We start from the raw sequence: 22,779 nt of genomic DNA, 5'->3' as shown, positions 1-22,779 counted from the left end.
AAATTATTCCCAATCTAATTGGTCGAGTAAGTCTTCAATAGCATCTAAGGCAACGCCAGACAAGGACTCTCGTCCCCAGCCACTGTTAGATGCCGAGCCGCGCCACAGTTGTTCACCCGTGCTGGTGGCTAAAGTGAGGGTCAGGCCCACCGCAGGCTCGCCATCGAGACCATACTTGTATTGCCATTCCTGTACCGAGCCCGCAAGAACATAGCCCGCCGGTTGTTGCATCAGCCAGGCCTGCGCTTCTTGTTGGCGTTGCTGCGGCTCTAAACTGGCCTGCAGATCGCCGACCTGAGCCTTGGGATACACGCGCACCTTGATGCCTTGCTCGGCCAGCGCCGAGGCCACCAGTTGTTCTGCCTGAGCCTGTGCCATGGGCATATTTGACTGGTTGGCAAAGGGCATAATGTACAGGATATTGCCGCTATTCAGGGCCGGACTTTGGGCACTGTATTGGGAAGCACAGCCGGCCAAAAATAGCGCTAACGCGGTGGTGAGTAAAGTTTTCATGTTGCTGTCCTCGGATCAAAAATCTAAAAAGTAGCCTAAGTTAAAGGTGAGGCTTTCGCGACCATTCGGATCGGCGCTTTGCCACGCTCCCTTAATAAAGAATTCATCATTGCCAAACACGCGAATACCCAGGCCGACATTGGCGGAGTAGTCTGCTTCGTCGGTGACAAAGTTGTAACCTATGGCGCTGTCGAGCCAATAGCGCATGCCCGGTACCTGCTTGCCCGGCTCGCCGACATTACCGTGCAGCAATTGTTGTCCCAATGCCAAACGGCGATAGCGGGGCGAAATAAAGTCTGCTGCCACTACTGGCCTGCCCAGATAGTCGGACACGCCGGTGAGGGCACGCTGGTCCAGGGTGTTTTCCTGGTGATCATATTGTACATAGGCTTGCCAACTGGGGGTAAAGTTAAACTGCTCGCTCAGGCGCACCGTGCTGTGCCATTGTTGTGCAATGGGATCGTCGAAGTCGGACTTAAACAGCGAGCGTGACACGCTGACACTCAGTTGTTCGTAACGGGTTGGCTGCCAGTTTACTTCCCATTTGGCGCTGTCTTCACGGCCCAGCAGGAACAGGTTTTCGCTCTGCTCCGTGGCCATGTTATGACCGAGCGTGAGGCTGTGGCTCAAGCGCGATGAGGGCTGCCATATCAAGGTGGCAAACTGACCATAGTGTGTTTTTTGGTGGCGGTCACTGATGGCTACGCCGACTTCACCGCGATTAACCAGATAATGCTGCGGACTAAAACGCCAGGTTAGCTTTGCGGTTCGTTGCTGGTAGTCATCAAGGAGATCGCTCTTGGGTCGACCATGGTCATAGTAACCGTCGAGCAGCCACTGTCCGTTTTCAATGGGGCGGTAATATCTGAATTGCTCCGAGCGTACCTGCCATGAATCTTTTATCACATGCTCATAACGTAAGCCGTGGCTGGCCAACGGGTGCTGCTGTGCAAGCAGGCGTTGCAGCGGCGCGATGTCTAGTTTGGCGGTATGTGCGCCCAGCTGTTGCTCCGCTAATTGCCAGGCATGGGCGTTTTCACCTATTTGTGCCAAGGCCGATGCTCGAGTGAAATCATCGAGTTGCGTCGAGTTGTAACTAAGCTGATAGATGGCAGCTCGGTCTTCGCGCGCCAGGGCCAAGGCCAATTGCACATAGACGTTGAACTGCTGGTCTTTTAAATTGCTTTGCGCTTGCCACAATACTAACTTTTGCAGTGCACTGGGCTGTGAGCTGGTTAACAGCATGCCGATATCCGCCGTGTTGCCAACGGTCTGCAGGTGTTTGCTGAGCTGGGCATCCGCCAGCGCCGGGGATACGAACAGCGCCACCAAGGAGCGGTAACTTACATCCCCTCCCTCGACTTGACGCAGTTGCTCACTGAGGGTGCTGATCACTTGCCAACGCAGGCTCGAGGCCTGGGCCAGACTGCCTTGGTGTTCAAGGATTTGTGCCCAGTTTAACTTATCGGAGGCGCTCATGGGGGCGCTATTGTTAAGGCGTTGGAACCATAAATCCGCTTGTTGGAATAGGCCCAGTTGTTGCGCCGCGATAGCGAGTACCTGGTACATATCGCTGCTGTCTTGATGCGTGCTGATCACACGCCAATATAGCTCCCGCAGCCACAGGTTGTCGCCAATGGAGATGGCCAGCCACATGGCACTTTGTTTAACCTCATCATGTTCCGGGTGGCTGCCGAGCAACTGCTGCAACAAGTTTTTTGCGTTGGCATAACGCTCCTGATGCATGGCTAAGCGGACCCGCAACAGCTGCATATTCAAGCTGGTGTCGTCGCCATGGTTGGCAAGCCGGGCTTCATTGGTGGCATTGAGTAAGCGCTCGTCACCTTGCTCAAGCGCGAGATTCATTAGATAGATCAGCAGCACCGGTGATTGGGTACGCTGATAATAATCCCACAGCACGTCTATATCCTGGCGCTGTTTGCCGTTATGGCTGGCGATTAAGGAGTAGGGGTCTAAACGGGTGTCGCCACGCTCGATGCGTTGGCGCTGATAATAGCGCTGTAGCTCGGTGGCCGCATTGTAATTGGCCAGCTCCTGCAAGGTGATGAGTTGGTCAAGAGCCAAACCTTGGGGGTTGCTGTATTGATGCAAAATGGCCAGGGCCTGCTGTGGGTTGCCAGTGGCCATAAAGCTTTGGGCAAAGTAATTGAGATCAAGATAGTTGCTTGGTGTGGGTACCTTAATTTGCTGCCACAGCTCAGTCGCCCGTTGTGGTTGACCGATAAAGTTATAAAAACGCGCCAGTTGGAACCAATAAAGTGGCTCATTCGGAAAGCGCTGAGATAAATGCTCTAGGCGTTTCACGGTGGCCTTGGCGCCGTAGGCCTTGTCGTTATAGTTGACCCATTGCAGGCGCTCTTCCTGATTCAGTTGTTGTGTCTGCGCCAGCTGATAGTAAAAGTCACTCAGAGCCTTGAGGTCGCTTTGCGCCAAGGCCTCATTTATTCCCTGGCGCAACTGCGCCAGCTCAGGATTGTAACGCATCAGGTCTTTACTCATGGCAAGCGCATTATCTAGGTCGCCACGCCATAAGTAATAACTGTGCAGGGTGCTGATATGCTCGGCTGAGGGTGCCGCCTGATTGACCTTGGCCAGCCAGGTGATAGCGGTGGCAATATCGCCGACACCGACCGCAAGTTCGCTGGCCTGCAGCCAGTCCTGACTATCCGAGCTGATGCTGGCCTTTTGCACTGCAAATTGGCTGGCTGAGGCACTGTTATCGGCGCTGCGCGCAAAGTCGATGCCTTGTTGCAAACAGGCAAGCTCGCAGAGCCCGGCGTCGATATGTTGGTTTATCAGCGCCAGTCCCTGGGGCCAGCGTTGATGCTGTTGATACAGCGCCAGGAGTTGTTCGAAGTGAGCGGCCGAAGGCTGGCGTTGATAAAGTTGTTTCCCGTGCGCCATGGCGGAGTCATACAAGCCGGCTTGCAGTGCAAGTGTGAACAAACGCTGCAGATCGCCCTGACTGTGGTTTTTTAAAAGCTTATGGGCCACCGCGGGTTGGCCGATTTGCAGTGCGTATTCGGCAAAGGTCTGCCTTTGCTCGGGGCTGAGATCGTCGGGCAGATACTTGAGGTAGCGACTCAGTTCGCGGGTGGCCTGCTCTTTAAAGCGCGAATCATGGCTGAGCTGCAGTAGGCTGTTGGCGTACATGCTCTGAGCGCGCAACAGCTGCTCGGGATCGCTAAATTGGCTTAGCGGCGTAAGGTGATGCAACACCTTTTCATAGTCTTTTAAGCGGTAATATTGTTTGGCAAAGGCCATTTGCAGGCGCGGTGAGGGGTCATCCGCGTCCTTTAACACCCGTAAAAACGCCAGCGCCACATTGGGGTCCTGCGCTTCGTCGAGGATATCAAGCAGCAGACCGCGGTTAGGTTGTAGTATCCATAACAGGGCCAATGTAGCCAGGGCCAAACTGATCAGCGTACGGCGATTGGTCAGAACAATGCGTTTATCCTGTTTGTTGCGGCTGCCCAGTACGTACTTAGGTGTGGTCATCAGCGCTTACCACCCTGAGCTTGCGCATCACAGTTAAGGGTAAATCGCACCCGGCCCTTTTGTTTGCTGGTAAGGGTAAGCCGATCGCCATTGTGCTTTTGTGTAATTGGTGCACCACTGTGTTGTTGTATGCGACAACCACGCGCCTGAGCAAAATGGGCTTGCAAGGGCTGGTGGCTCATAAAGCGGATATCGGTCTTGTCTCCTTCTTGCTGCCAATGCTCAAGCACCGCATTGGCACTTTGCAGATACATGCGTCCGGAAAAGGGTTTGGAATTTTGCGTCAGCTCGAGGCGAGCGCGCACCGTCGACAAGGTCACATAGTGGCCATCGGGGCCGGCATTGACCCCGGCCACCCCCTGGCTTTGACCACCTGGGAGCTGCTCTTTATTAATGCGCAGGCTTTTGACGCCGGTGCTGGTGATATACCAGGCATCGTCATTGATTGATCTGGCTAAACCGGTCTCATACAAGGCGCGGGCGCGGTGCGCATATTCGCTGAGGTACAAGGGCGTGAGCGGATGCCTATCCACCCAATCATAGATCTTTTCCAAAGCATCTAAGGACGCCGGGTAAACGCCGGAGTACATATGATAATAAACGCTCACCGGTTTTAGGCGGCGGGGTTCGCCAAGCAGTTCAAAGGTTTCAATAGCACGGCTAAAGCCGCTGAAATTTTCCGTCCACAGCTCGGTATAGAGGTTTTCGTTCATTACCGGCGCATACACCTGCACCGCATCTTCGTACCAATTGAGGTGTGGCGTGACCTGGGCAATGGAGTAATTATCGTTCAGCACATAGGTATTGCCGCCATTGACATTGTACAGACCTAATTGATCGACCTTGGCGATGATATCGGCGGTAGGGTTGGCGGCGCCAGACCATAAGTAAACCTCGACCTGCTTGTCTTTCGGCGCCAGTCGTTCGTTGATATAGCGCACACTGGTAAAAATTTCGCGGTCGTAATCGAGGACATAACCGGGCACGGCTAAGGCATCGCCATAGAGCTTTTCCTTGGCTTCAATACGCGGATCCCAGAAAAAGGGGTGGCTAAAGGTGTGTGACGCTATTTCAACATTATCCAGCGCAAAGATGTCTCGGGCAATGGCTTCAAGTTCGGGGCTCAGCTCGGGATAAAGCCCGGTTTTCGCCACCTCGGCCTCGATCACCGACACCGTATGAGGCAACTTAGAACGACGCAAAATATTGGTATAAATAGAAGCACCAGCAAAGGGCTTGCCCGGTAGCCAAGCCCGGGAAGGGAAGCCATCGCCATCTATGTGAGCCGTGACGATTCGTTGACCCGACTCGCTGGTAATATCGGCACTGGGTATAGGCGCCAATTGCAACAAGGGCACCAGATATTCAAATGGGTCAAGAGGCCAGCGCTGGCGATCGCCCGGCAGTTCCTGCACCGTTAGCGGTTCTAACCAAAGGCCACCCCATTGGCTGGCAGCAACGCCTATGCCTTGTTGCCCCTGCTCGTCGACGAGAGCAAGCCGAGTTTTTTGTTTTTCATCTTGCCAACGGTAACGGGGAAATTGTTCACCTTGAGCTTGCGGCAGTGGGTACTTAAGTGTGGCGCCGTCCAGCTGTATAGCACCGCGATAGTTGCCTTGCTGTTGCACACCTAGACGAGCCAACAGGCCCGATTGTTCCGGCAATTCGCCTACTAAAACCGTAGGCAGCGTGTCCAGGCTGCGTAACAGCGCGTCGCGAGCGCTGCGTTGCTGATAGCTTACTTGGGGCAACCAGAACACCGCCGCGGCATAGCGATTCCAGTCCAGCTTGGACAAGGCCGGTCCATGAATATCAATACACTGGGGCACATAGCCCTGGTATTCAATCAAGGTAGCCAGGAAACGATGGCACTCGGACTGCTTTTTAACATTAACGGACGAGTCATACAGGCCTAGCACGCGACGGCGCACCGGATAGCGGGTGGACACGCCAAACTGATAAAGCATGGGGTCGCTGACATAGGGGGTAAAGCCTAACGCCGCTATCTCTTGTGCGGCCTTGATGCGCTGTGCGTCCTCGGCGGGCAGATAATCAATGACTATGGCTTCAATATTACTGGCTTGTACTTGCTGCAATTGCGCCATAAGCCATTGGGCGTCTTCGGCGCTTTGTTTTTGGTAGCGCTTGCCCTGGTAATCATACGAATGAAACAAGGACTCGGCGACCACGGCCAGCGGCGGTTGTGCCAGATGTGGATAGAGCTCAAAGCCACGGTTAAGGAGGATAGGCCCTTGCACCTGTAACTCATCAATCAGGCTTATTAAGGCTTGTTGTTGGACGTTAAATTGCCCTTGGTCGAGTACCCGTTGATAGCTATCCAGGGTGTCGAGAAAGAAACCATCAAACCCGGCTGCACGCAGTTGCTGCGCCTGTGTAAACAGGTGCTGGCGCCAAGACTCGGCGCTGGCATCCATAATGCTGGCTTGCCACTGCTCGTTGTAACCGAGTACCGCCGAGGAGAAACGCGGTGCCAGTTGTTCATCGGCTTCGCCCAGGCTTAAGTAGGCAAATACCTGGGTGTTGGCACTTTTAAGCTGCTGTAATTGTGCTGCGGAGAGCTGCTCGGGGCTGACGACCACGCGCTCATAGCTTAATAGCTCCCGCGTTGAGTCGATATCACCATAATAGAAGGCAATAGACTGGGGAGCCTGTGGCGTTTGTGCGAGTCCCTGCTTCGTACTTATTAAAAGCATAAAACATAGTAGCGACGCGGTGATTATGGAGCGAAGTGCGTGATACAAGAACGTAAATACCTATAGCTATTGTTGTGTAAGCGCTTATTGGTGATTAAAATCCTTTTTAAATCAGCCGGTTGTTATTTAGCCAATACTTTGGTGCTAATTTTATGTGATTCTATTTCAATTACAAGCCATTTATTTATTTTACAATTGGTTTAATACTCGATTTTGTAAACATAAGGCTATTACAGCAGATTACACCTAAGGCCCAGGATTGAGTGGTTTAATTGCGCTCTAGATTTCTTCTTCTGTTTGCCAACTTTAGTGCGGCCATGAAAGCAAGTGGCCTATTGCATCCCTCCTTGCTCAGTATAGTAACTCATTGGCAAATTTGGAAAATATTGCCAAGGTCAAAAACTAGACTGGTGAATTAAGGGCGTGACGCTTCACTTATATAATGGCTAATTTGCCAAAAGTTTGATCTAGATCAAGTTTTCACCCTAGAGAGATGAATAAAGCATCATTAAGGCTTTGATCACAACGTATTTATGAGGCGTAAGCTCAACTTTTTGGTAATATCCCGCCTTTAAATTTAAGACTATTGTTGTGTTTTGAATGGGGGCCAACAAATGCGCACGAATCTGCCGGTGACACAGAATGAACGTCACTTCGCGAAAGACCAAAAATTGATCTCGGTGACCGATTTACAGGGCAATATTCTTGACTGTAACCAGGCGTTTATCGATATAAGCGGTTATAGCCGCGAAGAGCTTATCGGTCAGCCACATAACCTTGTCCGCCACCCGGATATGCCCGGCGCCGCCTTTGCTACCATGTGGCGTTACCTTAAGGCTGGTCAGCCTTGGATGGGACTGGTTAAAAATCGCTGTAAAAATGGCGACCACTATTGGGTGGATGCCTATGTGACGCCCATTACCGAGCACGGCCAGGTGGTGGGGTATGAGTCGGTGCGTAGTTGTCCCGCCCGAGAGGATGTTAATCGTGCTGCGGCCCTATATGAGCGGGTCAATGCCAATAAAAGTAGGCTCACGCTGCCCGACAACAGCGAGTTTTATGTGCTTATGGTCGCCTTTGTGGCGGCAGCTGTGCTGTGGTTTTTCGAAAAGACATTAGCCGCCGAGGTGGTGATGGTGGGCAGCGTCATTCTTTTTGCCGCCTTCAATACCTTCTCTCGATTACGCCTTAAGAAGCGTTTGGACCAGCTTATTGAAGGGCGCTTTAACGATCCGTTGGCGGTATTGAGTTATTGCGATCACAGCGGTCCGCTCGGGCGACTCCATGTTGCCGTAAAGGCGGAGCGCGCCCATCTAGGCACCATTTTAACGCGTATCGATGATGCTGCAGCCCGAGTGGCCGACGATGCTCAGGTGAGCTTTAATCTGTCTACCAATGCTGGTCAGCAAATCGACGCTCAACATCAGCAAACCGAGCAAGTGGCAACGGCCATGAACGAGATGACCGCGACCATAGCCGAGGTCTCGCAAAATGTGAATCTTACTTCTGAGCAGGCCCGGGCCGCTAACGAGCTGGCCATTGAAGGATCCGAAGTGGCGCAAAAAACCCGCGCTTCTATCGAGACCTTAGGGCACACGGTAGCGCAGATCAGCGATTCGGTGCGCGGCGTTTCCGAGCAGTCCGGCTATATTGCTGCGGCGGCGCAGATGATCGAGCAAATCGCCGAGCAAACCAACTTGCTGGCTCTGAATGCGGCGATTGAAGCGGCGCGCGCCGGTGAGCAGGGGCGCGGTTTTGCCGTGGTTGCCGATGAGGTACGACAGTTGGCTCAGCGTACTCAGCGCTCGACCGGTGAAATTCAAGGCATTATTAATGAACTCAATGCCCGCAGCGAGCAAGCCGTGGTGATTGCTGAGCAGGGACAACAGGAATCGCTTATGGGCCTGGAAGAAGTGGAACGCAGCACACATATGCTTGCAGGCATAGTCCAGGCGGTGGCCAATATTAACGATATGGCGACGCAAATGGCCGCGGCCGTTGAAGAGCAGGCCCATGTGTCCGAAGACATTAATAGACAGGTAGTGGGTATTGCCGAGCTTGCCAATGATTCACAGCAAAGCTCGGTGCAGGCGCAAAGTGCCATTACCCGCTTGACCAAGGTGGCCGACGATTTATGCGAGTTGGTGGTACGCTTCGCCAAACACTAGGTGTATTTTGCTGGCGCCTGTCACCCCGGGGTGGGGAGTCAGGCACGGCAAACAATTTGAGTTCTGCTGGTAGTTAGCTTAGATTGGCGATAACAGAATCTTAAGGTTTCCCCTATGCATGCACATATTGAGCGCCTTTATGGTATCGCCGCTAAGCCAGAGCGTATTATTATCGGATTAATGAGTGGCACCTCCATGGATGGCCTCGATGTTGCACTGTGTCGCGTTCGTGGTGCCGGTACTCATACGCAAGTTGAGGTGCTCAAATTCACTACCTGCCCCTATCCCGATAGTTATCAGCAGCGGGTGCGCCAGGTTTTCGCCAAGCGTGATATCGATCTGCAGCATCTTACCTTGATCAATCCCTGGATTGGGCAGTTGCATGGGCAACTGGTGAATGAGTGCTTGGCGCGTTGGCATATAGATCCTGACAGCGTCGATGTTATCGCCAGCCATGGGCAAACCGTTTTTCATTGTCCGCAAAGCCAGCACGGGCTCAGCGACTTTGGCAACGCCACACTGCAGCTCGGTGATGGTTGTCACCTAGCCCGTACAACCGGAATTATCACCTTAAGTGATTTTCGCCAAAAACACATCGCCGCAGGCGGCGAAGGCGCACCATTGGCTGCTTATGGCGATTATTGGTATTTTGCCAGTAACGAGGAAAACCGAGTGCTGCTGAATATAGGTGGCATAGCGAATATTACCGTGCTGGCAAAAAATGCGCCTTTAGAGCAGACCTTATGCGCCGACATCGGTCCAGGCAACACCATGTTGGACGCCTATGTGCAGCGTTACTTTGCTCCCCTTGAATACGACCAAGACAGCCAATTGGCAAAACAGGGTAGGGTAGACTCGGAGTTATTACAGGCCCTGTGCGCCCAGCCGTTTCTTGCTAAAGCCATGCCCAAAACCACCGGCCCGGAAGTATTTAATCTCGCCTATTTGACGCAATGCCAAAAGCAAAGCAATACCCAGGAATTACATCATCATGATGTGCTGGCCACCTTGTGTGAATTTGCCGCGCTGGCGATTGCCAAGCAGCTTAATGTCCTGGCAGAAAAACTCGGTGAAATGAAGGTGTATGCCAGCGGCGGTGGTATTCATAATCCATTGTTGATGGCGCGAATTAGAGCACATTGTACGGCGGATATAAGCCTGGGCTCGTTGCAACTCTTAGGCATAGAGCCGGACGCCAAGGAAGCGGTGTTATTTGCCTTACTCGCTAATGAGACCTTGGCCGGCAGCACCACGAGCGATGCCGGTCATGCGGGCATGCCGGCGGTGACCATGGGCAAAGTCAGTTTTCCCGACTAACCCCAAATGCGTTGGCAATAGTCGACCAAACGGCGGGCTTTAGATTTGCTCTGCGGCTCAGGACTCAGGTGTTCGTATCGGCTTTGCGGGTGCAGGTAAACGCTAAACTGGGCACTTTCTTTAATGATCTCGTGGCGACCATGAAGGCTTAGCTGCAATAGCCCCTGACCTTGTATTTCAAGTTGAGTCGACGTGGTGTTTGGGTGCAGTGTTAAAGCGACAATTGCACTATTGAGGTCGCGCTCGCGCACGCGGTAGTGCGCCTGCAACTGGGCATGGCGTTGTTCGGCAAAGCTCACGCTAGCATGAAGACAGTCCCCGGGTTGGGCATTGTTTGGCAGACGGCAAAGCAGTTGCGGCAATTGTTCGGGCGCGCCTAAAAGCACGGGCTGCTGCGTTAAACTATCAAAGTCTGCTAAAGCATTGTCGTTACGCAGTGAAAACACTGCCAACGGAGAGCGAAACTGGGTCATATCCTGTCAATTATTGCCGATTTACGAACAATTATGCGCCGTCAAAATGACAGTTTTATGACTTAGATCGAAATTTATACTTTTTTGTTAGCTTAACGTAGCTTTATACCCCGTTCTTTACTCGCTCGTTCGTTATTAGGAACCCAGTTTAAAGTCTAATCGGACCTTGGTTGTGGCCGCAACCGACTGCCCATTTTCAAACTTGGGGGCATAACGCCATTTCTTTACCGCTTTGCTTGGCGGGTACGAGCTATCTAGGCGCTTTACCAGTGAGCGCCTAGCATGGGTTTATTTAAACACCACTTCTTTTTGCGAGCGGCTGTAGTGACGTTTTTGTTCCGGGGTCCATTCACCATTTTTTAAATATTGCGTTGTGACCACAAACTGCCCGTCTACGTATGAGCTGGTGGATTTCACCCGAGTGATCCCTTCACTGCTACCGCTCACATCTTCGTAGGCAACAAAAGAGCCGTCGTCAGTGACTTCTAATGTACCCTGAGTGTAAAAGCCTGCGGTGGTGAAATAGTAGAACACCAGGGATTCTTTACCTTTATCCCAAAAAATCAGAGACTCTCCGCCATAGGCACCGTCATTAATACTGTGCATAGTGCGTATCGCAGTGCCGTTAAGTGCTCGTTCCCACTTGCCCACATCGGTGACATCAGGTTGTTCGGGGCCCATGCTGAAGGTGGACTCCCAGGTACCCAGGTAAGGTTCGAACACTTGCAGTTCGCTGGCAAGTTTGCCAGTAGCACTCGCTATATGGGTACACAGTAGCAATATGGCGGTCAGTAGGTATTTCATCGGCGTTTTTATCTCGCGTAACCTTGGTTGCCTTTAAGAGTGAACGACAATCCTTGCGTGATCAAGAAAGAAGCAATAAATACAGTTGATTAGCCTATGATATCTAGGCCCTTTGTGGGTACTCAAAGGGCCGGGGTATCGCCAATCATTACAGCAGTGAAAAAAGTTTATAAGTGCTTAAGCCGACCACGGTAATAATGACCGGCAGGCTCAATAGGTTGACCAGCCAGCCATTTTTATATTGGCCCATCACCTGCTTGTTATTGAGTAACCATAATAGGTATATACAAACAATGGGCAAAAGTAAGGCATTACTGGCTTGGGCAAAGATGATCACCGCCACCGGATCGAGTCCCAAGCTGGCAACCGCGGTGCCAAAAACCAAGATGGCGAGAGCGACCAGCTTAAAGCGCCTATCTTCTACCGCGTCTTTGCCGCCGAGCATACCACAGACCGCATAAGCGCCGGCTAACGGAGCGGTAATCGCACTGGTTAGGCCAGCGGCAAATAAACCAATGGCAAAGAAATACTGGGCATAGGTGCCGAGCAGGGGCTCCAGCTGTTTCGCCATATTGGCGGCATTGAGTGGACCCGTATGCTGGCCAAAGAAGGCAACGCTGGCGGTGGCGACTATGGCCAGGGTGATAAGACCGCCAAGACCCACCGAAAGACCCGTGTCCCAATTGTGCGTTCGAATGGCTTGGCCTACATCCTGTGGTTTGGCATCTTCTCTGGCAATCACACCTGAGTGTAGAAACAGGTTATAAGGCACGATAGTGGTACCTATGAGCGCCAGCACAGTGGTCAAAGAGTCTACGGGCAGGCTGGGTTTAAAACCGGCAAATAGCTCGCCAATTGAGGGGGCCGCAAGCACCATGGTGGCAAGAAACACTACACTCATAACGCCAACTAGGAGTATCAAGGTGCGCTCAATTAATTTGTATTTGCCGCTGTACAGAAGCAGAGCGCTGACAAGCGCAATGACAGGTGTCCAGATGACTCCAGTACTTTGGCCAAAGAGACCCTGTAAACCCAAACTGGCGCCGCTAAGGTTACCTGCTTCATAGGCGGCACTGCCGATGCCGATGGCGCTGATCACTAATAAGATAGCCAAATACCTTAACAGCGGCTGGTTTATATTATCGCGTAGGGCTGGTGCTAAGCCTTGGCCGCTGACTACGGCTAATCGGGCCGCCATACTCTGTAATAAAATGGTGGCAAACACCGAAAATAACAGTGCCCAAAGTAGGGTAAAGCCAAAGTTAGCGCCGGCGACGGACGCGGTGGTAATGGTGCCAGGACCGATAAAAGCGGCGGCAACGAGCAGGCCTGGGCCGAGTTTTTTCATATAGTTAACCCTGTCTCTTTTTAGCGCTATTGAACTAAGCGCTCATCATTATTCTTGTTATCTAGTGCAGGTTAATAAGATATAGAAAAGCTGGCAATAAAGAAAACGACTCTACTTTTCATCTTTTTCCAGTTCGGGGTGCTCCAGTAATACGGCACCGCTGCTAAGCTTCGCTAATTGGTCGTCTGGGTTGTATATAGGGCAATGTTGCATCGACAGGCAGCCGCAACCGATACAGCCGTCAACCTTATCTCTAAGCCTCTGCATATACGCAATCTTCTCATCTAACTGCCTTTGCCAATGCCGCGATAGGCGTTGCCAGTCGGCCTTGGTTGGCGTGCGCTGATCCGGCAAGGTACTGAGTGTTTCCTTAATTTCTTCCAGGGTAATGCCCATTTTTTGTGCCGCTTTGATCACGGCGATGCGTCGTAATACATCACGTTTATAGCGCCGCTGGTTACCCTGATTACGCCAACTGCGGATCAGACCTTTCTTTTCATAAAAGTGTAATGCCGAAATGCTTACGTCGGCGCGGTCGGCGACCTGGCCCACCGATAAGTTCGCTTCTAATGTCATTTGCCCTTGACCTAAACTTAGGTTGAGCTTTTAGCCTATTGCTAAATTTCAAATAAGGCAATTGGTTATGGCTAAACACATTATTATCTTCAGCAGTGCACGACGTCACGGCAACACCTATAAAGCAGCACGAACGCTGGCGCGGCGATTGGATACCTATATATTGTTTCTAGACGATTTTAGAATAAAAAATTACTGTTATGAAATAAATGAGTATAAAGAGATTGAAGAAGATGATTTTCGAACACTAATAGCTAAATTAATTACCTTTGAGCACTGGGTTTTCGCCTCTCCTGTGTACTGGTATAACACTACACCTCAGCTAAAGAACTTCTTTGATCGCCTCACCGACTATATGAATGAAGAAGAGTTGCGTCCGCAATTGAGGTTATTGCGTAAAAAGCACATGTCGCTGCTGTCGACCAGTAACGTTGAACTCGGTTTGGACGCCTTTGCTGCTCCCTTTAAATTAAGCGCCGAATATTTGGGAATGCGATTCTTGTCTCATTACCATGCATCTGCTAACAAGCCTGAAAAAATAGCAATTCGTTCACCTGGAAAACCTTTGAAAGCAAACTCATGGCACCGTTTATTCGTAGGGGTAATGGAAAAAAAGTAAAGAAAGTAGGTTTGGATGAATTAGAAAGTTGCTCTGAGACTCTTTTATTTTCGTTAGGGCTCTTACTGCAAAGTTGTTTCTTTTTTGTGGGAAATGTCAAGCGAAATGAAGGTGTACACTGTGTTAATTTGTATCATTTTTTCGATAGTCCTTAGTATGTCAGTTGCTTTTATTGCTAAAAAGTAAATTAAATATTTCGTATTAATAAAAAAATATGGAATTTTTGTCTGTTTTTGTTGTAAAAAATTTCTTGAGTATGTAAAAAGAGGGGTGTCCAATCATAACATTACTACTCTAGTTCAAATAAAAGTCTTTATTGGGCAAGTTATTATAATTTCGGGGAACAAAAAATGTTTAATAAATCTACAATTACGAAAGCAATACAGTATTCATTGCTTGCCAGTACAGTGATGTCGGGTGCGGTATTGGCTGCTGATGAAACCGACAACCAAGTTAAAGAAGTTGAAAAAATTCAGGTAACAGGTTCACGCATTGTAAAGCCAAAGCTTTCTCAACCTGCTCCCATTGTAACTATCGGCGCGAAAGAAATTGCTCAGGCTGGTGTTCCTGATTTGGGTAGCGTTCTGGCTGAACTACCTGCGATTGGCTCTACAGATACATTGATTGGTAACAACAATAGCAACTCACTTGCGGGTGTAACATCAGCAGACCTTCGCCGTCTAGGTGCTGCTCGTACACTAACACTTGTTAATGGTAAACGTCATGTTGCAGGTGCTCCGGGCAGTGCTCAAGTAGACTTAAATACCATTCCTGCTGCATTAATCGAACGTGTTGAAATTATCACCGGTGGTGCCTCTGCAATTTATGGCTCAGATGCTGTATCGGGTGTAGTAAACGTTATTCTAAAAGATGACTTCGAGGGTTTTCAGTTTAATGGCTCAGTTGGTAACTCAACTGAAGGTGTTGGCACAAAAAACCATTCTTACAGTATCGTAGGTGGTGCGGAAGTATTTGATGGCCGCGGTAACGTTACATTCTTTGCCGGTAAAGATCGTATCCGCGAAGTTATGGCTAACGACATTCGCCAGGTCGAAAACTACGGAAGTGTAGTGAATCCACTTGATACTGGTGAAGAAGATGGCATTGCGGATCGCTTGACTGTTCCAAACGTAATGTCTGAGCGCATCAGCGAAAATGGTGTAATCAACCCATTTGGTGCTGCTGGTTCTATCTGGACATTTGATAACAATGGCACCCCAACCCTTATGCCTGAGCGCACGTACACAAACAGCTTCGCGTTTGGTAGTTTTGCGGATGGTTGTGAGTTCTGTTTTAAAACACAGGATTACGAAAATGTTTATCCTGATTTAGATAAAACGACAGTCGGTTCAACGTTTAATTTTGACTTCAATGATAATCATTCTTTCTACTCTGATTTCAAATTTGTTCGTTCAGATATTAAACAGCAGTTCCAGCCGTCATTCCGTTTTGGTAATGTTGCAATTAACGTTGAAGACAACCCTTACCTAGACGAAACATTGCGTCAGGACCTATTGTCTCAAGGTGCAACCAGTGTCGCATTTTCTAAATTCTTCGGCGAACTAGGTAACCGTAGTGCAGACAACAAACGTGAACTATTCCGTTTCGTAGGCGGTTTTGAAGGTCTATTTACTCTAAGTGAGACAGATTTCTCTTATGACCTCTATTATGTACATGGTCGTACAGATAACACTCGAAACACTCTTAATGATTTGATTCCAGCTAACTTCGTTGCAGCACTTGATGCTGTAATCGATCCGGCCACGGGTGAAGTTGCTTGCCGCAGTCAAGTGCCTTCAGCTCAAGGTGAAGGGTATCAAGATCCAGCAAGTGTAAATGGCTCTGATTGTTCTCCTTACAATCCTTTCGGTTATAACCAGGCTTCGCAAGAAGCGAAGGATTGGGTGAGTGCCGACGTAACGCGTGTAGATAAAATCACTCAAGAAGTTATTGGTGGTTATGTATCATTTGATACCGCTGAGCTATTTGAACTTCAAGGTGGTCCAATCGCTATCGCAACCGGTTTTGAATACCGTGAAGAAACATCAGAAACTACTACTGATGAGTTCTCTAAAGCAGGCTTCCTAACAACAGCGGCAACACCTGATTCATATGGTGAGTATGACGTAACTGAAGGTTTTATAGAGGTTAACTTACCTCTTCTAGCTGATTTGTCCTTTGCAAAAGAGCTATCTCTAGATGCAGCTTACCGTCATGCTGATTACTCACACACAGGTTCAAGTAGCTCTTGGAAAGTAGGCTTGATGTACCAACCGTTCGATGATATTCGAGTTCGCGGTACTGTTGGTGAAGCAGAGCGTGCGCCGAACATCGCAGAAGCTTTCTCTCCTGTTTCACCTGGCTTTGGACGTGTATCAGATCCGTGTGATGCTGATAACATTGGTGATAACCCGAACCGAGCTGCAAACTGTGCTGCCTTGGGTATTCCAGCAGACTTCCAAGCAAATGATAACGTAAGTGTTGATACTCTAAGCGGTGGTAACCCTGACCTTAAGCCTGAAAAATCGACTTCTTACACTGCAGGTATCGTCTGGACTCCAAGCTTCGCTGAGAATTTCTCAATGACAGTGGATTACTATGATATTGAAATTGAAGACGCAATCTCCTTCATCTCTACTCAAAGTATCGCTGACAACTGTGTGGATGCCCCTGGAGGTATCGATCAGTCATTCTGTAGTCAAATCGATCGTAATCCAACGACTAAAGATATTGAGCTAGTTCGTTCAGGTTACTTAAATGCTGCTGCACTTACTACTCGTGGTATTGACGCAGATTTTGATTACCGTACTGATTTATCAAGCTTTGATCTTGAAGGTGAACTTAATTTCAACCTATTTGTGAACCACTTACTAGAACTTGAGGATTTTGAATTCCAAAACCGTCCTGACAAAGTGAATGTTGAAGATGGTGAAATTGGTGATCCAAGTTGGCAAGGTCGTTTCTCAGTTCAATATAGCTGGGAAGACTTGAACTTAACGTGGACAACACGTTATACAGATCGTTCTGCTCGTATCGACTTGTCTCCTGACGGCGATATTCCAGAAGATCTTTCTCCAGCTTATGTTGGTAGCATTGTTACTCATGACTTAGCTGCTCGTTACCAGCTTACGGATAACATGCAAGTTGATTTAGGTCTTCGTAACCTTACCGACAAGCTGCCTCCGGCTTATATCCAAGCAAGCGGTGGTAATGAAGCGATTTACGACGTAGTAGGACGTCGCTTCTATGCTAACGTTAATGTAACTTTCTAATAAGTTACTTTTGTTGATAGTTGAAGGGCCAGCAAACTTTGCTGGCCCTTTTTTTGTTAATTTTTAACATTCTCTTATGGAAATGCGCTCCTTGGATTAATTTCAATACAGGGCAAGATTCGATACAAATCGATACTAGGTGGGATCCTAATTTTGTCGCTATATATGAAGTACAGATATAAGGTTGTGTATGTACTTGACTCACACATAAACCGAGGAAGCCATTTATCCTGCAAGACAAAAACATAAGGGTCGTAGGAGAATATAGTTAGATAAATAATAGAAAAATCATCCTTCACAACTCCGGAAGTTCGCTTATATGGTTGGAGTGAACAAGGAAACCGTAGACACTATGTGTGTCGAGAGGATGCAGGGCAACAGGAGCCGGCTCCAATATCATTGAGCGCTGGCAAAAGATGCTCGCGTTTTTTCGACAAACACATAGGTGAATAACCTGGTTTGTTCATTAGTAAACAAAAAAGCCTGCTTAGTGCAGGCTTTTTTATAAACAAGGGTTTGCTTAGGGCAACGCCTTAGTCTTCTTTTTGCGCGTCTTTCACCGCTTTTAGTTTGGCGGCGTGGTCAATCTTAAATTCCGGCATGTCTTTGTTGCCTTCCATCAAGTAGTTGTCCATCCAACGCATTAAACGCAGGCTATAGTCGTATTGCGCCGCAACCTTACGGTTACCATGGCCTTCGCCCGGGTAGTAAACCAAGCGCACGTCTTTACCTTGCACCTTCATATAGCGATAAAGCTCCATGGATTGTGCCGGGTGAACGCGCGGGTCGTCTTTACCATGCATGATAAGCAGAGGTGTTTTAGACTGACCCGCCCAGTAGATTGGGCTGCGCTCTAAGTACCATTGCCACTTATCCCAAGGATAAGAGCGGGCGTGAACCAGGTGCATTTCGTTGGAAATATCCGTGGTACCAAACTTGGAAAGCTGGTTGGTCACACCGACGAACATCACACTGGCGGCAAAGTGCTCGGTCAGTTTAGTTGCACCCCAGGCCGAGGCATAACCACCGTATGAACCACCGGTGATACCCACGCGCTTGCTGTCAACCAGGCCCATTTCTACAAGGTATTGCTTCATGTCGACCAGATCGTCGAACTCTTTACCGGCATAGTCGTTTTGACCCAGCTTAGAGTACTCAACGCCTTTACCCGTTGAACCACGGTAGTTGGGGTAGAATACCGCATAACCGCGGGCTGCACCCATTTGACCCGGATCGGAATAACTGGTGACCCAGCCATTTTTGTCGTGGCTTTCAGGGCCGCCGTGTACCGCCATGATCAGTGGGTAGGTTTTGTCTTCTTCATAGTCGAGTGGGTAAACTAGCACACCACCGATTTCAACGCCATCGCGGGCCTTAAACGTTAACGCTTCCTGCTTGGCGAAGCGTTTGTCATTGAGCCATGGGTTTGAGTCACTTAAACGCGTGGCCTTCGAGCCGCGCACCATATACACCTCGTTCGGGTGTTTGGCGGTGTTGGCACGCAGGGCTAAGGTTTTGTCCGAGTCGGAAATGCTTAGAGAGCCGGCGATAAACTTGCCTTCTTTTACCAGCTTCTTGTATTTTTTTGAGCCGACCTTAATCTGGCCAATAAAGCTTTCCGGGCTAACCTGAGCCACAAAGTTTAGGGTGTTGCGCTTGTTTGACCATTCAAAATCGCTGATATGACCCATAAAATCAGGAAGCCATTCGTTGATCTCAGCCGTTTCGGTATCAGCGAGGTACAAGCGACCTGTGGCCGGGTCATGCTTATCTTCGGCACCAAGGATAGCCACATAGCGACCATCGTGAGACAGCTCGGCAGCGCCTAGCTTACCTTCGGTTTTAAATGACAAGGTCACTTGCTTGGATGCGACATCGAATAGGTGCCATTGTGACTTCATATACTTGTCATCAATAAGCGCCGTAGGTTGGGTCTTCACCAAGAGCTTTTTACCATCGGCTGAGTAATTCATGTCGCTGACATAACCATCAATGCTAATGGCTTCTGGGTCTAATGGCTCGTCTGACTGGCTAAGGTCAACCAGGTGCAGTTGTTTGTTGTCCAGACCAAGTTCGTACACCTCGGCCATAAAGCCAAGTTTTTTCAGCTCTTTTTCAGACTTGTCTTTTGCCGGCATGGCCAGCAAGGCTACCTGCTCGCCATTGGGGCTGAGCTCGTAGCTGGCAATGGCGCGACCTTTGAGGGCCATTACCTTTTGGGCCTGACCGCCATCAACGGGGATCTGATACAGGGCCGTGAATTTATCTTCTGCAAGCTTGGCCAGGAAATAGATGTGTTTGCCGTCGGCAGACCAGCTAATGCTCTTGATATTGACCTTGCCGGTAATAAACGGACGCTCAACGCCTTCATCATCAATAACGTACAACTCGCTGTAGTTAAGACCGTTTTTGTCCTTGTATAACTCGCGTGGCAGGGAGCGAGTAAAGGCCACCTGCTCGCCATCCGGGCTTACTGCGGTTTGTAAAACGCTTTTAATTTTTGGAATGTCTTCAACGGTGATGGTGTCATTGGCAAACGCCGGTGCGCTTATGCTCACGGCCATGGCCATGGCCAGCGTCGATTTTAATAATTTCATGTCTGTCCTTCGCTTGTTGTCAGTGAGCGATATTCTACAAAAGCGCGCCGCGAAAGCCAGTGTTTGCGATTAAGGCCAGAATCAGTGGGTTAAACAACGGGTTGGAATAAGGTGTTGGTAGGGCCTGGTTGCCGTGCGCCTACCAACATGGGTTGGGAACTGCTGTTTAGAATTTGCGTTAGGGAAAGACGTTGATACCTATTGAGCCTGTTCTTCGCTCTCGGCCGCCACCGTATGCAAGGTGGTCAGCTTATAACCCGAAGCGGTGCTGGCATCGGCCTCTAAGATCAGTATGTAGTTGCCGTCCTCGGTCACATCAATCCTAGCTTCCTGATGCAGCACTATCTCCTGACCGTTATCTTCTAAAATGGCATAAAAGCCGTATTGTTTGTCGAGCAGGGTCAATGACTTCGCACTGTAGCTGTTGACGTTATCAAGGTGATGTTCGGTTTGCGAAATGGGCTGGCCATCGAGAGTAAAGTAGATGTCCAACTTGTGTACCGGCAAACCGGCGTATTCATCGACTAGGTTCACCAGGGTAACCTGATGACTGACGCTATTGGGTACTAGGTTTTGCGCCACACTCATCAGCCTTGGCCCGTGCTCGGCGTCCTGATAGAACACGCCCAGGGCGCTTTGCTCTTGCTCCAGGGTTAACAGATAATTATCTACCAGGGTATTGCCCTGCTCATCGAGCATGGAGATGGAGTAGCTGTTCGGTGCCAATTGTAGCGTTTGCGACAGGGTATCGGCGGCGGTACTCACCGTGCTTAGTTGGACATCCCCCTTGCTGGCGCTGAATTGGGCGCTTGGGTACTCGTCTATGCTGTTGTAAAACTGCACCTGCGCCTGGGCATCCTTGTTTTTCAAGCTATACGGGGTGTTGCCATTGGTAATGATATCGACGGTTAGGTAGTCGCTGTTATTGTCATAGCTGGGGCGAATGGCCATCACCAGGGCGTCGTCCGCGCTGATCCGGGTTTCATCTGATTGCCAAATAGGCATGGTTGTACCGGCCTCGGTCAGATAGAAGGTGTAGGTATCGACCTTATGCTCGGTGCTTGGAGTAAGGGTTTCAAACATTGCTGAGCCGACCAGTTCGGCCTGCTCGAATACGCCGTTATCAGCGGCCATATACAGGTCGAAATTGCGACCCTCGGTGGTGATATTGAGCACTTGCAGCGAAAACATATCGCTGGCTTCACGATAGGGCAGCTCAATGCTGAGCAGCTTTTTATCTTCGATATTGCCATACATCATTAAGAGGGTCTTGGTGTCGTCCACAATACTCAAGGTATCGCTGATAATATCGACCAGGTTGCCCTGATCATTGCTGTATTGTATGGCGTATTCGTAGTCGTCGGCGGTGTAGTTGTGCGCTGAGGTCACATCGCCCAGCTCTGCGGTGGTGCGTGCAACATCGGCGATGCTCAGTGTCATGGTTGGGCCATTTATGGTGCCGTTGTATAGCTGAATACTGCCCGAGTCGCTGTTGCCGTCGGAGCTGCTGCCGCAACCGCTGAGGGTGACTAGGGCGGTGCCGGCAAGCGCCGCCAGGGTTGGCTTAAGGCCTTTATTATTGTTGTGTTTCATACTTGATTCCATAGTGAACTAGGTGCCCAGTATGACCGATAAAAAATAAAAAAATCCCATGTTTTACATAGTATTACTCCACTTAACAGATGTTTACACAAGTGTGAAAAAGTGTGCGAATTTTGACTGTGCGGGTTACATATGAAGCCCCCAAACGTACCGCCCGTCTGTAACCAGACGACAGCGGTTATTGGGGTTTATACAGGGAGTCCAGTTCGGGAATATTCAGCTCCCAACGGGGCACGGGCTCGCCGATATAATGACGCACCGCATCCAGGAGTAAGCGGGTACGCACCGGTAGATCGCGATGAGGATAGAGGGCATACATGGCGCCATAGTCGGGTAAATTAACGTCGGGCAAGAGCGGTGTGAGCAGGCCGTCGCTTATTTCATTTTCGATTAAAAACGCCGGCACCAGACAAAAAGCGGTGCCGGAAATCACCTTATCGAGGATCACCTCACCGTCGTTGGAGGTATACACGGCGTTGATCACCTGCTCACACTCCTCGCCTTTGGCATTTATATAGTTAATGGTATCAAGACGGGTGTGAGAAGTGGCGTAGGTGGCCGCCGGCAATTGTCCGAGCTCCTCTATGGATTGGGGATTACCATAGGTGGCGATAAACTCCGGGCTTGCTAACAGGAGCATGCGGTTGCGGGCAATTTTTCTGGCGATCAAAGAGGAATCGCGCGGCTCACCGATGCGAAAAGCCAAGTCATAGCCTTCGGAGATCATATCGACTGGGCGGTCACCCAAGCGCATATCCACGTTGACCTGAGGGAAGCGCTTTTGAAAGTCGTTGATCACCGGCTGAATGTAGCGTCGTCCCAGGGTGTGCGAGGTGGCAATGCGCAGCAGGCCGCGAGGCTCCTGGTGGTAGTTTTCCGCCAATTGCACCGTGTCCGTTAACAGCATCCGTAGATCCCGGGCTTTTTTCACCATTTCCGCCCCGGCGGCGGTCAATGAAAAGGAGCGGGTAGTGCGATTAAGTAGGCGTACGCCCAGCTCATCTTCTAACTTACTGATCTGTTTCGAAATCACCGAGCGATCTATGTTACGCATGGCGGCGGCCTTAGAAAAAGAACCCTGTTCCACTACTTCAAGTAGCATAATGAGTCGGCTGGTGGTATCCATAGATAGGGTCTCGGTGGGGCAGCATCAATTGATGCCATTCTGGCATTAATGTTTTTATAAAACCAGTATATCTGATGTGGCGGTGGTTATTTACCATGGTAACACCAATTCTGTTAAGTATGTGATCAGAT

The 22,779-nt window shown here is 49.8% G+C and carries 14 protein-coding genes; 4 read left to right on the top strand and 10 right to left on the bottom strand.

Features of this window, described 5'->3' with window-relative positions; genetic code table 11:
* Positions 1-3: 3 nt before the first annotated feature.
* From KD147_RS09090 to KD147_RS09080, 3 genes are read right to left on the bottom strand one after another with little or no spacing between them, the layout of a single operon-like run.
* Positions 4-513 carry a hypothetical protein gene (locus tag KD147_RS09090; RefSeq protein WP_212547604.1) on the bottom strand — a complete coding sequence of 170 codons (510 nt, stop codon included), beginning with the start codon at positions 511-513 and terminating at the stop codon, positions 4-6.
* A gap of 15 nt (positions 514-528) precedes the next feature.
* The gene (locus KD147_RS09085) at positions 529-4,032 is read right to left on the bottom strand and encodes a tetratricopeptide repeat protein (RefSeq protein ID WP_212547603.1); all 3,504 of its coding nucleotides are present in this window, start codon (positions 4,030-4,032) and stop codon (positions 529-531) included.
* Positions 4,032-6,746: an endo alpha-1,4 polygalactosaminidase gene (locus KD147_RS09080; protein ID WP_212547602.1), complete on the bottom strand. Its 2,715-nt coding sequence runs from the start codon at positions 6,744-6,746 to the stop codon at positions 4,032-4,034. The genes KD147_RS09085 and KD147_RS09080 overlap by 1 nt, the downstream gene beginning before the upstream one ends.
* A gap of 614 nt (positions 6,747-7,360) precedes the next feature.
* Here KD147_RS09080 and KD147_RS09075 point away from each other — a divergent pair.
* Together KD147_RS09075 and KD147_RS09070 are read left to right on the top strand one after the other, a co-directional pair.
* Positions 7,361-8,914 carry a methyl-accepting chemotaxis protein gene (locus tag KD147_RS09075; protein WP_212547601.1) on the top strand — a complete coding sequence of 518 codons (1,554 nt, stop codon included), beginning with the start codon at positions 7,361-7,363 and terminating at the stop codon, positions 8,912-8,914.
* Positions 8,915-9,028: 114 nt separating this feature from the next.
* The gene (locus tag KD147_RS09070) at positions 9,029-10,231 is read left to right on the top strand and encodes an anhydro-N-acetylmuramic acid kinase (RefSeq protein ID WP_212547600.1); all 1,203 of its coding nucleotides are present in this window, start codon (positions 9,029-9,031) and stop codon (positions 10,229-10,231) included.
* On the opposite strand, the gene KD147_RS09065 is transcribed toward KD147_RS09070, so the two are convergent.
* The 4 genes from KD147_RS09065 to soxR all read right to left on the bottom strand — a co-directional run bounded on the left by KD147_RS09065 (position 10,228) and on the right by soxR (position 13,432).
* The gene (locus KD147_RS09065; RefSeq protein ID WP_212547599.1) at positions 10,228-10,704 is read right to left on the bottom strand and encodes a hypothetical protein; all 477 of its coding nucleotides are present in this window, start codon (positions 10,702-10,704) and stop codon (positions 10,228-10,230) included. The two genes, KD147_RS09070 and KD147_RS09065, sit on opposite strands and share 4 nt — an antisense overlap.
* Before the next feature lie 288 nt (positions 10,705-10,992).
* Complete coding sequence (locus KD147_RS09060) at positions 10,993-11,508, bottom strand: hypothetical protein (protein WP_212547598.1); 516 nt, start codon at positions 11,506-11,508, stop codon at positions 10,993-10,995.
* A 148-nt stretch (positions 11,509-11,656) separates the two neighbouring features.
* A complete protein-coding gene (locus tag KD147_RS09055; protein ID WP_212547597.1) occupies positions 11,657-12,856 on the bottom strand; it encodes an Nramp family divalent metal transporter in 1,200 nt (399 codons plus the stop codon).
* A gap of 111 nt (positions 12,857-12,967) precedes the next feature.
* Positions 12,968-13,432 (bottom strand): redox-sensitive transcriptional activator SoxR, encoded by a 465-nt coding sequence (gene soxR, locus KD147_RS09050; protein WP_212547596.1) that lies wholly within the window; start codon positions 13,430-13,432, stop codon positions 12,968-12,970.
* Between the two features lie 67 nt (positions 13,433-13,499).
* On the opposite strand from soxR, the gene KD147_RS09045 reads away from it, so the two are divergent.
* Together KD147_RS09045 and KD147_RS09040 are read left to right on the top strand one after the other, a co-directional pair.
* Positions 13,500-14,051 (top strand): flavodoxin family protein, encoded by a 552-nt coding sequence (locus KD147_RS09045; protein ID WP_212547595.1) that lies wholly within the window; start codon positions 13,500-13,502, stop codon positions 14,049-14,051.
* Between the two features lie 350 nt (positions 14,052-14,401).
* The gene (locus KD147_RS09040) at positions 14,402-17,323 is read left to right on the top strand and encodes a TonB-dependent receptor domain-containing protein (RefSeq protein WP_212547594.1); all 2,922 of its coding nucleotides are present in this window, start codon (positions 14,402-14,404) and stop codon (positions 17,321-17,323) included.
* Positions 17,324-17,856: 533 nt separating this feature from the next.
* Here KD147_RS09040 and KD147_RS09035 read toward each other — a convergent pair.
* From KD147_RS09035 to KD147_RS09025, 3 genes are all read right to left on the bottom strand, one after another.
* Complete coding sequence (locus KD147_RS09035) at positions 17,857-19,920, bottom strand: S9 family peptidase (protein ID WP_212547593.1); 2,064 nt, start codon at positions 19,918-19,920, stop codon at positions 17,857-17,859.
* Between the two features lie 198 nt (positions 19,921-20,118).
* A complete protein-coding gene (locus KD147_RS09030; RefSeq protein WP_212547592.1) occupies positions 20,119-21,513 on the bottom strand; it encodes a hypothetical protein in 1,395 nt (464 codons plus the stop codon).
* A gap of 187 nt (positions 21,514-21,700) precedes the next feature.
* Positions 21,701-22,648: a LysR family transcriptional regulator gene (locus KD147_RS09025; RefSeq protein ID WP_212547591.1), complete on the bottom strand. Its 948-nt coding sequence runs from the start codon at positions 22,646-22,648 to the stop codon at positions 21,701-21,703.
* Positions 22,649-22,779 lie beyond the last annotated feature (131 nt).

Origin of the sequence: Pseudoalteromonas sp. BDTF-M6, from assembly GCF_018334135.1 — a bacterium.
In the GTDB taxonomy this organism is placed as follows: Bacteria; Pseudomonadota; Gammaproteobacteria; order Enterobacterales; family Alteromonadaceae; genus Pseudoalteromonas.
The sequence above is the reverse complement of the archived record's forward strand: the minus strand, read 5'-3'. Positions and strand labels throughout refer to the sequence as shown.

Excerpts from the sequence above, each read along its gene's own strand:
- KD147_RS09090 (WP_212547604.1), bottom strand. The coding sequence starts at position 513 with ATGAAAACTTTACTCACCACCGCGTTAGCGCTATTTTTGGCCGGCTGT.
- KD147_RS09085 (WP_212547603.1), bottom strand. The coding sequence starts at position 4,032 with ATGACCACACCTAAGTACGTACTGGGCAGCCGCAACAAACAGGATAAA.
- KD147_RS09080 (WP_212547602.1), bottom strand. The coding sequence starts at position 6,746 with ATGCTTTTAATAAGTACGAAGCAGGGACTCGCACAAACGCCACAGGCT.
- KD147_RS09075 (WP_212547601.1), top strand. The coding sequence starts at position 7,361 with ATGCGCACGAATCTGCCGGTGACACAGAATGAACGTCACTTCGCGAAA.
- KD147_RS09070 (WP_212547600.1), top strand. The coding sequence starts at position 9,029 with ATGCATGCACATATTGAGCGCCTTTATGGTATCGCCGCTAAGCCAGAG.
- KD147_RS09065 (WP_212547599.1), bottom strand. The coding sequence starts at position 10,704 with ATGACCCAGTTTCGCTCTCCGTTGGCAGTGTTTTCACTGCGTAACGAC.
- KD147_RS09060 (WP_212547598.1), bottom strand. The coding sequence starts at position 11,508 with ATGAAATACCTACTGACCGCCATATTGCTACTGTGTACCCATATAGCG.
- KD147_RS09055 (WP_212547597.1), bottom strand. The coding sequence starts at position 12,856 with ATGAAAAAACTCGGCCCAGGCCTGCTCGTTGCCGCCGCTTTTATCGGT.
- soxR (WP_212547596.1), bottom strand. The coding sequence starts at position 13,432 with ATGACATTAGAAGCGAACTTATCGGTGGGCCAGGTCGCCGACCGCGCC.
- KD147_RS09045 (WP_212547595.1), top strand. The coding sequence starts at position 13,500 with ATGGCTAAACACATTATTATCTTCAGCAGTGCACGACGTCACGGCAAC.
- KD147_RS09040 (WP_212547594.1), top strand. The coding sequence starts at position 14,402 with ATGTTTAATAAATCTACAATTACGAAAGCAATACAGTATTCATTGCTT.
- KD147_RS09035 (WP_212547593.1), bottom strand. The coding sequence starts at position 19,920 with ATGAAATTATTAAAATCGACGCTGGCCATGGCCATGGCCGTGAGCATA.
- KD147_RS09030 (WP_212547592.1), bottom strand. The coding sequence starts at position 21,513 with ATGAAACACAACAATAATAAAGGCCTTAAGCCAACCCTGGCGGCGCTT.
- KD147_RS09025 (WP_212547591.1), bottom strand. The coding sequence starts at position 22,648 with ATGGATACCACCAGCCGACTCATTATGCTACTTGAAGTAGTGGAACAG.